This window comes from Azospirillum sp. UENF 312511 (assembly GCF_058780635.1).
In genome coordinates, this window is sequence record NZ_JBSNCG010000006.1 from 117,528 (window position 1) to 132,110 (window position 14,583).

11 protein-coding genes are annotated in these 14,583 nt (G+C 67.9%); all 11 read left to right on the forward strand.

The window, feature by feature from the left end; all coding sequences use genetic code 11:
- Nucleotides 1-49: 49 nt before the first annotated feature.
- The 11 genes from ACWPN7_RS34260 to rfbA all read left to right on the forward strand — a co-directional run bounded on the left by ACWPN7_RS34260 (nt 50) and on the right by rfbA (nt 14,555).
- Nucleotides 50-781, forward strand: a complete 732-nt coding sequence (locus tag ACWPN7_RS34260) for a class I SAM-dependent methyltransferase (protein ID WP_492273763.1) — start codon at nt 50-52, stop codon at nt 779-781.
- The gene (locus tag ACWPN7_RS34265) at nt 778-2,016 is read left to right on the forward strand and encodes a glycosyltransferase family 4 protein (protein ID WP_103040878.1); all 1,239 of its coding nucleotides are present in this window, start codon (nt 778-780) and stop codon (nt 2,014-2,016) included. The genes ACWPN7_RS34260 and ACWPN7_RS34265 overlap by 4 nt, the downstream gene beginning before the upstream one ends.
- A complete protein-coding gene (locus ACWPN7_RS34270) occupies nt 2,013-3,572 on the forward strand; it encodes a class I SAM-dependent methyltransferase (protein ID WP_459197921.1) in 1,560 nt (519 codons plus the stop codon). Before ACWPN7_RS34265 ends, ACWPN7_RS34270 begins: the two co-directional genes overlap by 4 nt.
- Nucleotides 3,573-3,600: 28 nt before the next feature.
- Nucleotides 3,601-4,716 carry a glycosyltransferase family 4 protein gene (locus ACWPN7_RS34275; RefSeq protein WP_459197920.1) on the forward strand — a complete coding sequence of 372 codons (1,116 nt, stop codon included), beginning with the start codon at nt 3,601-3,603 and terminating at the stop codon, nt 4,714-4,716.
- Between the two features lie 115 nt (nt 4,717-4,831).
- The gene (locus ACWPN7_RS34280; protein WP_407824538.1) at nt 4,832-5,620 is read left to right on the forward strand and encodes an ABC transporter permease; all 789 of its coding nucleotides are present in this window, start codon (nt 4,832-4,834) and stop codon (nt 5,618-5,620) included.
- A 64-nt stretch (nt 5,621-5,684) separates the two neighbouring features.
- The gene (locus tag ACWPN7_RS34285) at nt 5,685-7,655 is read left to right on the forward strand and encodes a hypothetical protein (RefSeq protein WP_459197919.1); all 1,971 of its coding nucleotides are present in this window, start codon (nt 5,685-5,687) and stop codon (nt 7,653-7,655) included.
- Between the two features lie 218 nt (nt 7,656-7,873).
- Entirely contained in the window at nt 7,874-11,146 is a 3,273-nt protein-coding gene (locus tag ACWPN7_RS34290; RefSeq protein ID WP_459197918.1) for a glycosyltransferase family 2 protein, read from the forward strand.
- A 3-nt stretch (nt 11,147-11,149) separates the two neighbouring features.
- Nucleotides 11,150-11,701, forward strand: coding sequence for a dTDP-4-dehydrorhamnose 3,5-epimerase (gene rfbC, locus ACWPN7_RS34295; RefSeq protein ID WP_040138467.1), 552 nt, complete (start codon nt 11,150-11,152; stop codon nt 11,699-11,701).
- A gap of 19 nt (nt 11,702-11,720) precedes the next feature.
- On the forward strand, nt 11,721-12,776 hold the full coding sequence (gene rfbB, locus ACWPN7_RS34300; protein WP_040138468.1) for a dTDP-glucose 4,6-dehydratase: 1,056 nt from the start codon (nt 11,721-11,723) through the stop codon (nt 12,774-12,776).
- Nucleotides 12,773-13,666 carry a dTDP-4-dehydrorhamnose reductase gene (rfbD, locus tag ACWPN7_RS34305; RefSeq protein ID WP_451997462.1) on the forward strand — a complete coding sequence of 298 codons (894 nt, stop codon included), beginning with the start codon at nt 12,773-12,775 and terminating at the stop codon, nt 13,664-13,666. Before rfbB ends, rfbD begins: the two co-directional genes overlap by 4 nt.
- A gap of 25 nt (nt 13,667-13,691) precedes the next feature.
- Nucleotides 13,692-14,555: a glucose-1-phosphate thymidylyltransferase RfbA gene (gene rfbA / locus ACWPN7_RS34310; RefSeq protein ID WP_459197917.1), complete on the forward strand. Its 864-nt coding sequence runs from the start codon at nt 13,692-13,694 to the stop codon at nt 14,553-14,555.
- Nucleotides 14,556-14,583: the final 28 nt, after the last annotated feature.

The following is a 14,583-nucleotide window of genomic DNA, read 5'->3' on the forward strand; positions in this document are numbered from 1 at the left end:
TCCCGCGATCTTGTCACCGGGCGGAAACCGTTTCCAGGATGATGCAAGGATGACAAACGATCCCACCACCGATCCCATCGCCGCGCCTCCCTCCGGTTCCGCGGAGCGTCTGTTCGGCGTCCCGCCGGAGGATGGGCCGGTGTCCGGGTGCAAGCTGCTGCTCAACATCGGCTGCGGCGCCGAGGACATCACGCTGCCGCCCGGCCTGTTCCCGGCAGAGGAATGGCGGGAGGTGCGGCTCGACATCGACCCGTCGGTCCGGCCGGACATCCTGGCGTCGATCACCGACATGGCGCCGGTGCCGAATGCCTCGATCGACGCCGTCTGGTCGTCGCACAACTTCGAGCACCTGTTCCAGCACGAGGTTTCCCAGGCCGCCCGTGAATGCCTGCGGGTGCTGAAGCCCGGTGGCCGGCTGCTGATCAGCGTGCCCGATCTGAAGCCGGTGGCGGAAGCGATCCTGGCCGGTCGGCTGGACCTGCCCCTCTATGAGTTCCCGGCCGGGCCGATTTCAGCGCACGACATGCTCTACGGTTATGGGGCGGCGATCGCCGCCGGGCACCATTACATGGCGCACCGCACCGGCTTCACCCAGGAGAGCCTGGGCCGCGTCCTGTTCGAGGCAGGCTTCGATCCTGTGCTGGTCAACCGGCCCTCACCCTACGATCTGGCGGCCTTGGCCTTCCGGCCGCCCGTGCCTGCCGAAATCCTGGCCCTTCACGGCCTGTTGCCCACCGATCAGCCGTCCGCTTCCGACACTGCTTCCAAAGCCGTTCCATGAACTATCTCTTCATCCATCAGAGCTTTCCGGGGCAGTACCAGCATCTCGTCATCCATCTGGCGGCACAGCCGGGCAACCGGGTTGTCTTCCTGTCGCACGAAAGCCAGAACCGGATCGACAAGGTGGAGCGGATCGAATATCTGCCCTACCGCACGCCGCACCCGTCGACCCACCATTACATCCGCGAGGTCGAGCAGGCGGTCATCTTCGGGCAGTCGGTGTACGAGCAGGCGCTGCGCCTGAAGAGGGACGGATTCCGCCCCGACATCATTGTCGGCCACAACGGCTGGGGCGAGACGCTGTATCTGAAGGACGTCTGGCCGGACGTGCCGCTGCTGGCCTATTTCGAGTTCTTCTACCGTTTCCGCGGCGCCGACATCGGCTTCGACCCGGACACCCCGGTGACGCTGAACGACGCTCCGCGGGTGCGCACGAAGAACACCGTCAACCTGCTGGGCCTGGAGGCGGCCGACTGGGGGCAGACGCCGACCCGCTGGCAATGGTCGCTCTATCCGGAAGACGCGCGCCGGCGCATCAGCGTGATCCATGAGGGGATCGACACCGCGGCGGTGCGCCCCGATCCGCAGGCCTGGGTGCGGCTCAACCACCTGAACCTGTCGCTGAGCGACAAGGACGAGGTCATCACCTACGTCGCGCGCAATCTGGAGCCCTATCGTGGCTTCCACGTCTTCATGCGCGCCCTGCCGGAGATCCTGCGGCGGCGGCCCAAGGCGCATGTCCTGCTGGTCGGCGGCGACGAGGTCAGCTATGGCCCGCCCGCGCCGGAGGGACACACCTTTCGCCAGATCATGCTGAATCAGGTCGGCCGCGACCTCGACCTGTCGCGTGTCCATTTCCTTGGCCGGGTGCCTTACGACAGCTTCGTGAACATCCTCCAGGTCTCCTCGGTGCACGTCTATCTGACCTACCCCTTCGTGCTGTCCTGGTCCTTCCTGGAAGCGATGTCCGCGGGATGCCTGATCGTCGGTTCCGCGACCCAGCCGGTCGAGGAGGTGCTGAAGGACCGGGAGAACGGTCTTCTGGTCGATTTCTTCGACCAGAAGGGGATCGCCGACCGCATCGACGAGGTGCTCGACCATCCGGACCGGATGCAGGACCTGCGCCTGCGTGCCCGGGAGACCGTGGTCCGCAACTACGATCTGCGGACGGTCACCCTGCCCCGCCATCTCGCCCTGATCGAAGATCTGATCGCCGGAAGGACGCCGCAGCCATGAGGCAATGGTCCGAGGGCTACAACGCCGACATCGCCTACACCAACAGCTTCTACCGGGATCTGGCGCCGGACTACCTGTCCTACGTCGGCCTGCTGTCGGGGGTCCGGACGCCCGACCCCGGACGCCCCTTCCGCTATTGCGAGCTGGGCTGCGGCCAAGGCCTGACGCTGACCATCCTGGCCGCCACCCATGCGCGCTCGGAGTTCGTCGGCATCGACTTCAACCCCGCCCACATCGCCGCGGCGCGCCGTCTGGCGGACGAGGCGGGGCTGGGCAACCTGAGCTTCCGCGAGGACAGCTTCCAGGCCCTGGCCCGGAGCCTGACCGAAGGCCGCTGGACGGAGGAACCTTTCGACTTCGTCGTCCTGCATGGCGTCTACAGTTGGGTGAGCGAGGAGAACCGGCGGGCGATCGTCGATGTCCTGGACAAGCTGGTGAAGCCGGGAGGCCTCGTCTACATCAGCCACAACACGCTGGCGGGCTGGTCGCCCATCCTGCCCCTGCAGGCGCTGATGCTGGAGCATGCCGCGGCCTTTCCCGGACGCAGCGACCGGCAGATCGGCGACATGCTGGTTTTCCTGAACCGTTTGAAGGACGCCGGGGCCGCCTATTTCCAGAATAACCCGGTGGCGGCGCAGCACCTGGCGATGATGGCGTCGCAGGAGCGGCGCTATCTGGCCCACGAATACATCAACGACCATTGGGAACCGTTGCCGCACGCCCGCGTCGCCCGCGACCTGGCCCGCGCGAAGCTCGGCTACGTCGGAACGGCGACCATTCCGCTCAACAGCGACGATCTGGCCTTCCGGCCGGAGATCCGCGCCATCCTGGCCGAGATCGCCGACCCGATGCTGGCCCAGTCCGTGCGTGAGCTGGCGCTCAACCAGCCGTTTCGGCGCGACATCTACGTGCGCGGACCGGAGCCTCTGGAGACGCGGGCCGTTCTGGACGAGATGGCGGAGCGGCGCTTCACCCTGATCGTACCGCGCGAGGAGGCTTCGCTCACGTTCTCGATTCCGATGGGCGAGCTGCGCAGCGATCCGGCGGTGGGCGAGCCGATCCTTGATGCGCTTGCGGCCGGCACCCCAACCTTCGCCGAACTGCTGGCCCTGCCCGCCCTGGCCGGCCAGTCGCCGCTGGCGGTGTCGAAGATCCTGGCCCTGCTGGTTGCCGCCCATCAGGCCCATCCCGTGACGAACCAGGGCGAGGACAGCCGGGAGGGCGCCGCTGCGCTCAACCGGGCCCTCGCCCGCCGCGTGCTGGGCCAGGACGAGCAGCGGGTCCTGGTCGCTCCGGCCATCGGCACGGCGGTCGTCACGGACATCCCCGACCGTCTGGCCCACGCCGGCCTGATGGCGGGCCTCCCGGCGGATCTGGAAGCGCTTGCCCGTTTCGCCGTCGATGCGTTGCGCGCTAACGGCCGCCAGGTGTTCGCGGAGGACGGTGCCCCGCTCGCCACGGTCGAGGAGATGCGGGCCCGGCTGCATGGCATCCTTTCCGGCGGTCTGCCGCGGCGGCTGCCGCTCTGGCGGCGGCTCGGCGCGGTGCAGGATTGAGCGGCGCGGCGGTCGGGGAGGCGCTCCGGTGAGCGGTCCATCGGTTCTCATGCTGACGCGGTATGGTCAACTGGGGGCCAGCACCCGGCTTCGCTTCCTCGCCTACCGGCCGGCCCTGCGGGAGGCCGGCATCCGGCTGACCGAAGCGCCGCTGCTCGACGACGCCTATCTGCAGGCTCTCTACGCCGGACGGCGGCCCAGCCGCCGGACCATCGCAGCGGCCTACGCGCGGCGGATCGCGGCGCTGCGGTCGGCGCGGCACCATGATCTGGTCTGGCTGGAAAAGGAGGCCCTTCCCTGGTTGCCGGCGGGTGCCGAGGCGGCGGCAGGGCTGGGTTCGGTGCCCTATGTCATGGACATCGACGACGCTTGGTTCGAACGCTACGCCGGTCATCGGCTGGCGCCGGTCCGCGCCCTGCTTGGGGACAAGTTCGCCACGCTCGCCCGGAACGCCCGGATCGTGCTGGCGGGAAACCCCTATCTCGCCGACTGGGCGCGCGGCGCCGGAGCCCGCGATGTCCGGATTCTGCCCACGGTGGTTGACCTCACCCGCTATCCGGTGCAACCGCTTCCGGAACTGGCCGCTTCTCCTGCCGGCGTCGGCGGGCCGGTGACGGTCGGCTGGATGGGCTCGCCCTCCACGGCGCGCTACCTCGGCCTGATCGGGAGCGCGCTCGCCCGGCTCGGCCCGGCGGTGCGGCTGCGGGTGGTCGGCGCGGCCGGCCGCGACCTGCCCTGCCCCTTGCCGGTGCCGGCGGCCTTCGTGCCCTGGAGCGAGGAGGGCGAGGCCGGGGAGTTGGCCGGCTTCGCCATCGGCGTCATGCCGCTGCCCGACGACCCCTGGGAGCGCGGCAAATGCGGCTACAAGCTGATCCAGTACATGGCGGCGGGCCGTCCGGTGGTCGCCTCGCCGGTCGGCGTCAACGCTACTCTGGTGCAGCACGGGGTGAACGGTTTCCTGGCGGAGGACGAGGCGTCCTGGACGGAAGCGATCGGCCGCCTTGCCGCCGACCCGGACCTGCGCGCCCGCATGGGCGCGGCGGGACGCCGTCTGGTGGAGGAGCGCTACAACCTCGGCGCCGCCGCACCGTCGCTCGTCCAGGCGTTGCGGGACGCGGCGGCCAGCCAGGGCGCCTGGCCTTGAACGGCGGGACGGCGGGCGCTATGGTCGCGCCACCGCAAGCTGGGAATTTCAAAACTTGTTGAACACATCCGCTGCGAATCCTCCAGGCGCAGGGGGCGGCGCCGGTCCGTTTGCCATGTTCCGGTCCGCCTGGTTGCACCGGAGCCTGATCGCCCGCCTTGCCAAGCGGGAACTGACGGCGCGCTACCGCGGCTCCCTTTTGGGAATGCTGTGGGCGGTCATTAACCCGCTGCTGATGCTGGTCGTCTACACCTTCGTCTTCACCACCGTCTTCCAGGCCCGCTGGGGAACCGGCGAGGGGGGGAGCCCGCAATTCGCCCTTCTGCTGTTCTCCGGACTGATCCTGTTCACGATCGTCGCCGACTGCGTGAACCGGGCGCCCGGCCTGCTGCTGGAGAACGCCAGCTACATCAAGAAGGTGGTCTTTCCGCTGGAGATCCTGCCGGTGGTCGTGCTGGCGGTGGCCCTTGCCAACGCCGGGATCGGGGTGGGCATCCTGCTGCTGTTCCACCTGCTGTTCCTGGGCCTGCCGCCGGTGACGGTGCTGCTTCTGCCGCTGGTGCTGGTGCCGCTGTCGCTGATGACGCTGGGATTGGGCTGGTTTCTGTCCGCCGCCGGGGTCTTTCTGCGCGACATCCGGCAGGTGGTGGGCGTCTGCGTCACGATGCTGATGTTCCTCAGCCCCATCTTCTACCCGGTCACCGCGGTGCCCGAGCGGTTCCGCGTCTTCATTCATCTCAATCCGCTGACGCCGATCCTGGAGCAGTCCAAGGACCTGCTGTTCTGGGGCCGGATACCCTCGCCGATCGAGTGGGGGATCGCCACGCTGGCGGCGTGGGTGATCGCCTGGCTCGGCTTTGTCTGGTTCATGAAGACCCGCCGCGGTTTCGCCGACGTGGTCTGATGGTCGTTGCAACCACTCTGTCGAGGATACCATGGGCCAGTCGTTTCCTGTGCGGTGGCCGGCCATGCCGACGGGACGGACCGCGGCCGCCTTGACGCTTCTCCTCGTGGCGGTCGCGTATTTCCACGGTTTCTTCAATTACGGATTCGAGTGGGGGGACGTCGGTTCCTACGCCCAGGTCGTCTATGAGCTGTCCCGGGGCGGAACGCCGGGCGACTATGTGGGATACGGTTTGCTCTGGTACGGTCTCGGGCTTGCGGGGGTCGCGGTCGCCGGACCGGGTTATGGGACGATCCTGCTGACGCTCTATGGCGTCATCCTCGGGGTGGCGTTCCTCTTCTTCTTCGGGACCTGGCTGGCGACGGGGCGGGTCTGGGCGGCGTTCCTGGTCGCCCTGCTTTTCGTTCTGGTCCCTCCTTTCCCCGCGTCTGCGGTCCGTTCCCTGGCTTTCGGGATCAATCTCCTGGCTTTTCTCTGGCTGGCGCGGGCGCCTCTCGGGCGGGACGGGCAGGCGCTGGTGCTGGCGGCCATCGCCGTTGGCGTGACCTTCATGCTCCGCCCGGATTTCGGCTATTTCTTCACGCTCTGTCTGGGCTTGCTGATGGCCGTGCGCAGCGCCTGCACGTCCGGAACGATGGCCGCCCGGCTGGCCGATTTCCTGCGCTCGGCCCTGCTCGCCGCGGCGGTCATCGCGGTGACGGTCGTACCGCTGTTCCTGATCGCCTGGAGCGGGGGGTACCTGACCACAATCCTGGACGATTATCTGAGCTATCCCCGCCGCATCCTCTTCTTCATTCTGCAGTCGCCGAGTTTGGCGAACATGGTGGGCGGCAAGCCGGCGTCCGACGCGGGTTTCCTCAAGATCCTGCCGGTTTCGGCGCTGTTCGCCGGCCCCTTCGGCGAGCGGGTCTTTGCCTTCCTGATCTATTCCACCATGCTCGGCCTCGCCCTGTTCGCCGTCCACGCGCTGTGGGGCTGGGTGCGGAGGCCCGGTGACGTCCGCCGCAACCTGCTGACCCTGACGGTTCTGATGCTCGCGGGGAGCCAGTGGCCGATCTTTGCCTTCTTCCGACCGGCCTGGATTCATTTCGCGACCTTCATGCACGGTTATCTGGTCCTGGCGGCGGTCGCGGCGGCCGGGTTGCTGGGGGTGCTGGGTTCCGGAAGCCCGGCCCGCAGCGTCGGGGTGCGCGGGCGGGGTTCGCTGGCGAAAGCCCTGGCCGCCGCCGGGCTGTTCGCTCTGGCGGCGCAGGCCGTGCTGTTCGTCGTCCACGGGGTCCAGGTGCCGGGCGTCGGCGCCCTGGCGCAGCGCGAAGGCCGGGACGTTGCGATGAGCGCGGGTCATGGAGTCGACGTGATGGTGTCGGCGGCGGAAAAGCGGCAATATGAGACCATCGACGCGCTGATCCGTGCCCATTCCAGGCCGGAGGACCGCATCGTCTGCGTGCCCTACTGTCCCGGCTACGCCTTCATGGCCGAGCGGCGGATGCTCTTCAAGGAGCATTATGTCGACGACAACACGCCAAACCTCTATCCGGGCTGGATCGACCGGGCGATCGCACTGACCGAGGCCGAGCGTCCGCCGGTCATTCTGGTCCAGGATTGGGCGCCCAACCAGACGGAAGCCTCGCGCTTCGCCGTCTGGGCGGCCCCCTACATGGCGTTCGTGCGCTCCCGCTATCCGGGCGTCGTCCCGTTCCCCGGCGGCACGGCCTACCTTGCCGAGCGGGTGGATGAGCCGTCGCGGGTCGTCCAGGTCCAGGCTTATGGCCCGCAGGCGACGCCGGCGGGTGTGCCCTTCAACCGCCAACCCGATGGCGCTTCGGCCTTGTGGATGTCGGTTCCCGGACTGAGCGGGTCGGCGCAGGTGCGGTTCGATGGCACCCCTTTGGCGAGCGCCGTGGCCGGCGATGTGATTTCGGCCCTGATTCCGGTGGATCGGATCGCCGCGCCGGGCCGGCATTGGCTGGAAGTGGTGGATCCGGCGTCCAGCTTGCGGACGGAGCCCGTGCCCTTCGACGTGACCGGCCCCTGAGCCGGGTTCACGGCGTGTGCACAGGCAGTCGCCTTGCATTCCCAAATGTGCCTGCGTATCTCTCCGCCGGTCGCGGAGGGCGTGTCGTGTCCCGGGGTGATCGGGTTTGACAGGGCACCGCTTCATAAAGGATATCTGTTCGTCATTCCCAGATAAGCCGTAGAGTTCCGGCTGCACTGCCGGACGGGGCAAAAAAAGAGGCGACTGTGGATTCATATGTGAAGGTTTCGGGGGCTGATGATCCGGGCCGCCTGTTTCGACCGATCATCCTGCTCGATCCCGATCTCGTCACAGCGCCACAGCCCTGGCTTGGTCATACGCCCTTCGCTTTCTGGATCATGGACGCGCTGCGCCCAAAGCGCTTCGTCGAGCTGGGAACCCACAGCGGCAACTCCTATGCCGCCTTCTGCCAAGCGGTGCAGCGGCTCGGTCTGCCGACGGCCTGCGCCGCCGTCGACCACTGGATCGGAGATCCGCAGGCCGGCCGTTACGGCGAAGAGGTCTACCAGACCTTCTCCGCCTACCACGACGCCCGGTACGCGGCCTTTTCGCGCCTGATGCGCATGTCCTTCGACGAGGCCGCCGGGGAGTTCGCCGACGGCTCGATCGACCTGCTGCACATCGACGGGCTGCACAGCTACGAGGCGGTGCGCCACGATTTCGACGTTTGGCGGCCGAAGATGAGCCGCCGCGGCGTCGTCCTGTTCCACGACATCGCCGAGCGCCGCGAAGGCTTCGGCGTGTGGCGGCTGTGGGAGGAGCTGTCGGCGGTCCATCCCGCCTTCAGCTTCCGGCATGCCCATGGGCTCGGCGTGCTCGGCGTCGGCGACGATCTGCCCGAGGCGGTCCGGGCGCTGTTCGCCGTTCAGGCCGGGGGCGGGGCGGCGCTGGACGAGATCCGGCTGCTGTTCCAGAGGCTGGGCGAGCGCGTCGTCCGGGGCGAGACCATCCGGGAGCTGGAGGAGCGGGACCGTGACCTGCGCGCCGGCATCGCCGCCGAGCGCGAGGCGCTTCAGGCCGAAGCCGCGGCGCTTCGGGAACGGATCGCCGGCCAGGAGCGCGCCATCGCCGAGGCCAAGGGCTGCCTGACCGAGCAGGAGCGCGAACTGGCCTCCCGCGCGCGGATGATCGATGAGCTGGGCGATCTTCTGGCCCGGCGGGAGCAGCAGATCGGCACCCTGCTCACCTCGACCTCCTGGAAGCTGTCGGCCCCCGTGCGCCAGTGCGGCCACGTCTACCACGAGCTGAACCGCGCCTACTGCCGCCACACCCACCGCATGACGCTGGTGCCGCACAGCGACCTCAAGCAGCATTCCGACGGGAGCTATGAGAGCACCGGCGGCGATCCGGCCTTCCTGCTGCAGTCCGACCGAGGCAGGCTGCCCACCCGCTGGTGCAGGATCTCCTACAAGGTGCTGCGCGCGTCCGCTCCGCTCACGCCGCTGCTTTATGCGAACAGTGGACAGGGATTCGACGAGAGGACGGCGATCCGCTTGCCGGTGGACACGGTGGGCGAGGTCAGCCAGCTCGCCCTTCTGCCGCCCCACACCATGGCTCTGCGTTTCGATCCGGCCACCCGGCCGATGTCCTTCGAGATCGCCGACTTCACGATCCGCGAGATCGGCCGGGCCAACCTGCTGCTGGATTACGCGCGGCGCCACCCGAGGCGTCTGCTGGCGACGTTCGTGCGGCACGGCTGGCAGGCGACCAAGCAGCGGGTGGCCCAGGATCTGCTGCCGGACAGCCGGGCCTCCGATTACGAGACCTGGGTGCGGCTGTACGACACGCTGGACCCCGAGGAGCTTGCGGCGATCCGGGCCGACGTGGCGCGGCTCACCCGCCGCCCGCTGATTTCCGTGGTCATGCCGGTCTACAACACGCCGGAGCCCTATCTGCGCGAGGCCCTGGACTCCGTGCTGAGCCAGATCTATCCGGACTGGGAGCTGTGCATCGCCGACGACGCTTCGACGGCGCCGCACGTCGCCCCCCTGCTCGCCGCCTACCAGAAGCGGGACCCGCGCATCAAGATCGTTCGGCGCGAGCGGAACGGCCACATCTCGGCGGCCAGCAACAGCGCTCTGGAACTGGCGAGCGGCGAGTTCGTCGCGCTGATGGACCATGACGACCGGCTGACGCCGCACGCGCTCTACATGGTCGCGGCGGAGCTGAACCGTCATCCCGACGCCGACATCCTCTATTCCGACGAGGACAAGATCGACGCCGAGGGACGGCGCTACGACCCCCATTTCAAGTCGGGCTTCAACCCCGACCTGCTGCATGGCCAGAACATGGTCAACCATCTGGGCGTGTTCCGCCGTTCGCTGGTCGCGCGGATCGGCGGCTTCCGCGAGGGGTTCGAAGGCAGCCAGGACTACGACCTCACGCTGCGGGCGGTGGAGGCCACCGTGCCGGAGCGCATCCGCCACGTCCCGGTCATCCTGTACCACTGGCGGGTCTTTCCGGAATCCGCGGCCTTCTCGACCGTCGACCTGCCGCGTGCCACGGCGGCGGCGCACCGGGCGCTGACCGAGCATTTCCAGCGGCGGGGCGTTCTGGCCACGGTCGAAACCTCGCCCGCGACCGACCGCTTCACCCGCATCCGCTACGCCCTGCCCGGCCCGCTGCCCCGCGTCTCGCTGATCGTGCCCACGCGCGACAAGGTGGGCCTGCTGAAGGGCTGCGTGGACGGCCTGCTTCAGCGCACCGACTATCCCGACCTGGAAATCATCATCGTGGACAACAACAGCGAGGAGGCGAAGACCTTCGCCTACTTCGACACGGTGAAGAAGGACCCGCGGGTGCGGGTTCTGCGCTACGAGGCCCCCTTCAACTATTCCTCGATCAACAATTTCGCGGTGGCGCAGGCGACCGGGTCGATCATCGGCCTGATCAACAACGACATCGAGGTGATCGGCGCGGACTGGCTGAAGGAGATGGTGAGCCACGCCCTGCGGCCCGAGGTGGGGGCCGTCGGCGCCAAGCTCTACTACGCCGACAACACCATCCAGCACGCCGGCGTCATCACCGGGATCTGCGGTGTGGCCGGTCACGGGCACAAGGGTCTGCCCCGCGACGCCTACGGTTATTTCAGCCGCGCCCAGCTGACCCAGAACCTGTCCTGTGTGACCGCGGCCTGTCTCATCATGCGCCGCGCCGTGTTCGACGAGGTCGGCGGCCTGGACGACAAGAATCTGGCCGTCGCCTTCAACGACGTGGACTTCTGCCTGCGCATCCGCGAACGGGGCCACCTGATCGTCTGGACCCCCTTCGCCGAGCTGTACCACCTGGAGTCCGCGTCGCGCGGGCCCGACACCGCCCCCGACAAGGTCCAGCGCTTCAACAGCGAGGTGAGCTACATGCGGCAGCGCTGGGGCGACCTTTTGGCGCAGGACCCTTACTACAACCCAAACCTGACCCTGGACGCCGAGAACTTTGGGCTGGCCTTCCCGCCGCGCGTCAAGAAACCCTGGTTCGACAAGGAAAGCATCTGATCCATGGACGTCGTCTCCCTCGACATTCCCGACGTAAAGATCATCCGCCCGAAGAAGTTCGGCGATCACCGGGGATTCTTCTCGGAAACCTACAGCCGGAAGGCGTTCGAGGCGGCGGGCCTGCTGTACGATTTCGTGCAGGACAACCAGTCACTGTCGGCGGAGGTCGGCACGGTGCGCGGGCTGCATTTCCAGTTGCCGCCCTTCGCCCAGGACAAGCTGGTGCGCGTGGTGAAAGGGGCGATCCTCGACGTCGCCGTGGATATCCGCAAGGGGTCGCCCACCTATGGCCGCCACGTCAGCGCGGTCGTCAGCGCCGAAGAGTGGAACCAAATTCTCGTCCCCATCGGCTTTGCGCATGGATTCTGTACGCTGGAACCGAATACGGAAGTCATCTACAAGGTGACGAATTTCTATTCGGCCGAGCATGACCGCGGCTTGCTGTGGAACGATCCGGATCTGGGGATCGACTGGCCCGTCGCGGCCGACAAGGCCCTGCTCTCGGACAAGGACCGCAAGCAGCCCCGTTTCGCCGAACTCGGCGATTGGTTCTGACAGAGGAACAGGTGTCTTGATGAAGCGTATCGTCGTCACGGGTGGGGCCGGTTTCATCGGTTCGGCCGTTGTCCGCCAGCTTCTGGCCGAAACCGACGCCTTTGTCGTCAACGTGGACAAGCTGACCTACGCGGCCAACCTGTCCTCGCTGCCGGGCGCCGCGGAGAATCCCCGTTACGCTTTCGAGAAGGTCGACATCTGCGACGGCGACGCGCTGCGCCGGGTCTTCGCGGAACACCGACCGGACGCCGTCATGCATCTGGCCGCGGAGTCCCATGTGGACCGCTCCATCGACGGGCCGGGCGAGTTCATCCAGACCAACGTGGTCGGCACCTTCCGCCTGCTGGAGGCGGCCCGCGGCTATTGGTCGTCGCTGCCGGCGGAGGAGCGCACGGCGTTCCGCTTCCACCACATCTCCACCGACGAGGTGTTCGGCACGCTGGGGGACGAGGGCTTCTTCACCGAGACGACCCCCTACAGCCCGAACTCGCCCTATTCGGCGAGTAAGGCGTCCAGCGACCATCTGGTGCGGGCGTGGCATGAAACCTACGGGATGCCGGTGGTCCTGACCAACTGCTCGAACAATTACGGCCCCTACCATTTCCCGGAAAAGCTGATCCCGCTGGTGATCCTGAAGGGGCTGAAGGGAGAGCCGCTGCCGGTCTACGGCAAGGGTGACAACATCCGCGACTGGCTCTATGTCGAGGACCACGCCCGCGCGCTGCGTCTGGTGCTGGACAAGGGCGTGATCGGCGAAAGCTACAACATCGGCGGCTACAACGAGCGCACCAATCTGGACGTCGTCCGGACCATCTGCGCGCTGCTCGACGAGATGGCCCCGGCGGGCGCGCCGCACGACCGGCTGATCACCTTCGTGGCCGACCGGCCGGGCCATGACAAGCGCTACGCCATCGACGCCTCCAAGATCACCCGCGAGCTGGGCTGGAAGCCGCAGGAAACCTTCGAGACCGGTCTGCGCAAGACAGTCGCCTGGTATCTGGAGAACCGTTCCTGGTGGGAGGCCATCCTGAACGGTTCCTACCGGGGCGAACGGCTGGGGCTGGACGTCGCATGAAGGTCCTGATCCTCGGCACCAGCGGGCAGGTCGGCACTGAGCTGATGCGCGCCGCCTGGCCACAGGGCACGGAGCTGGTCGGGCTGGCCCGCCCGGACGTGGACATGGCCCGGCCCGAGACGGTGGAGGCCGCCGTCGCCGCCCACGCCCCCGATCTGGTCGTCAACGCCACCGCCTACACCGCCGTGGACAAGGCCGAAAGCGACCAGGAAACGGCGTTCGCCGTCAACCGCGACGGCCCGGCCCGGCTGGCGGCGTCCTGCGCCGCCTGCGGCATTCCGCTGATCCACATCTCCACCGACTATGTGTTTGACGGGACCAAGCCGGCGCCTTACGCCGAGGATGATCCGGTGGCCCCGCTCGGCGTCTACGGCGCGAGCAAGGAGGCCGGCGAGGCGGCGGTGCGCGCGGCCCTGCCGCAGCACGTCATCCTGCGCACCTCCTGGGTCTATGCCGCGCACGGGGCCAACTTCGTCAAGACCATGCTGCGCTTCGGCCGCGAGCGCGAGGAGATGCGCGTGGTCGCCGACCAGCACGGCGCGCCGACCGCCGCCGCCGACATCGCCGCCGCCATCGTGACCATCGCGGAGCGCATCGCCGCCGGAAGCGAGGGCGGCGTTCCCTGGGGCACCTACCACTTCACCGGTGCCGGGGAAACCACCTGGCACGGCTTCGCGGAACGGATCTTCCAGCGTCAGGAGGCGGCCACGGGCCGGCGCCCGCGGTTGCAGGCCATCACGACGGCCGACTACCCGACGCCCGCCCGGCGTCCGGCGAATTCCCGGCTGGACTGCGCCCGCATCCGCTCCGCCTTCGGCATCGAGGCCCCGCGCTGGGAGGACAGCCTGGACCGCGTGCTCGACGAGCTGCTTTCCCCCACCGCATCCTAAGACGACTCCACGACAGGCGGCGACCATGAAGGGCATCATCCTGGCCGGCGGGTCCGGCACACGGCTTTATCCGGTGACGCGGGCGATCAGCAAACAGCTTTTGCCGATCTACGACAAGCCGATGATCTATTTCCCGCTCAGCACGCTGATGCTGGCGGGAATCCAGGACATCCTGATCATCACCACGCCGCACGACCAAGCTCTGTTCCAGACCGTGCTGGGCGACGGCTCGCAGTGGGGCATCAACCTGACCTACGCGGTCCAGCCCTCCCCCGACGGGCTGGCCCAGGCCTTCATCATCGGGCGCGACTTCGTCGGCAACGACAGCTGCGCGCTCGTTCTGGGCGACAACATCTTCTACGGCCACGGCCTGACCAGCCTGCTGCGCTCGGCCGGGGAAAACACCCACGGCGCCCGTGTCTTCGCCTATGCCGTCCGCGATCCCGAGCGCTACGGCGTGATCGAGTTCGACGCCCAGGGGCGGGCGCTCAGCATCGAGGAGAAGCCGGTGAAGCCTCGGTCCAAGTGGGCGGTCACCGGGCTTTATTTCTACGACAACGACGTGCTCGACATCGCCGCCTCCGTGAAGCCGTCGGCGCGGGGCGAGTTGGAGATCACGTCGGTCAACGCCGCCTATCTCGAGGCGGGCCGCCTGTCGGTCGAGCAGATGGGCCGCGGCTACGGCTGGTTCGACACCGGCACCCACGACAGCCTGCTGGAGGCGGCCGAGTTCGTCCGCACCATCCAGCATCGGCAGGGCCTGCAGATCGCCTGCCCGGAGGAGATCGCCTTCATCTCCGGCTGGATCGACGCCGAACAGGTGCGCCGTCTCGCCGAGCCGCTGAAGAAGAACGAGTACGGCCGCTACCTGCTGAGCCTGACCGATTAACCGCCGATCCCTGAGGGCGGCAGACTGC

Excerpts from the sequence above, each read along its gene's own strand:
- ACWPN7_RS34260 (WP_492273763.1), top strand. The coding sequence starts at position 50 with ATGACAAACGATCCCACCACCGATCCCATCGCCGCGCCTCCCTCCGGT.
- ACWPN7_RS34265 (WP_103040878.1), top strand. The coding sequence starts at position 778 with ATGAACTATCTCTTCATCCATCAGAGCTTTCCGGGGCAGTACCAGCAT.
- ACWPN7_RS34270 (WP_459197921.1), top strand. The coding sequence starts at position 2,013 with ATGAGGCAATGGTCCGAGGGCTACAACGCCGACATCGCCTACACCAAC.
- ACWPN7_RS34280 (WP_407824538.1), top strand. The coding sequence starts at position 4,832 with ATGTTCCGGTCCGCCTGGTTGCACCGGAGCCTGATCGCCCGCCTTGCC.
- ACWPN7_RS34285 (WP_459197919.1), top strand. The coding sequence starts at position 5,685 with ATGCCGACGGGACGGACCGCGGCCGCCTTGACGCTTCTCCTCGTGGCG.
- rfbC (WP_040138467.1), top strand. The coding sequence starts at position 11,150 with ATGGACGTCGTCTCCCTCGACATTCCCGACGTAAAGATCATCCGCCCG.
- rfbB (WP_040138468.1), top strand. The coding sequence starts at position 11,721 with ATGAAGCGTATCGTCGTCACGGGTGGGGCCGGTTTCATCGGTTCGGCC.
- rfbD (WP_451997462.1), top strand. The coding sequence starts at position 12,773 with ATGAAGGTCCTGATCCTCGGCACCAGCGGGCAGGTCGGCACTGAGCTG.
- rfbA (WP_459197917.1), top strand. The coding sequence starts at position 13,692 with ATGAAGGGCATCATCCTGGCCGGCGGGTCCGGCACACGGCTTTATCCG.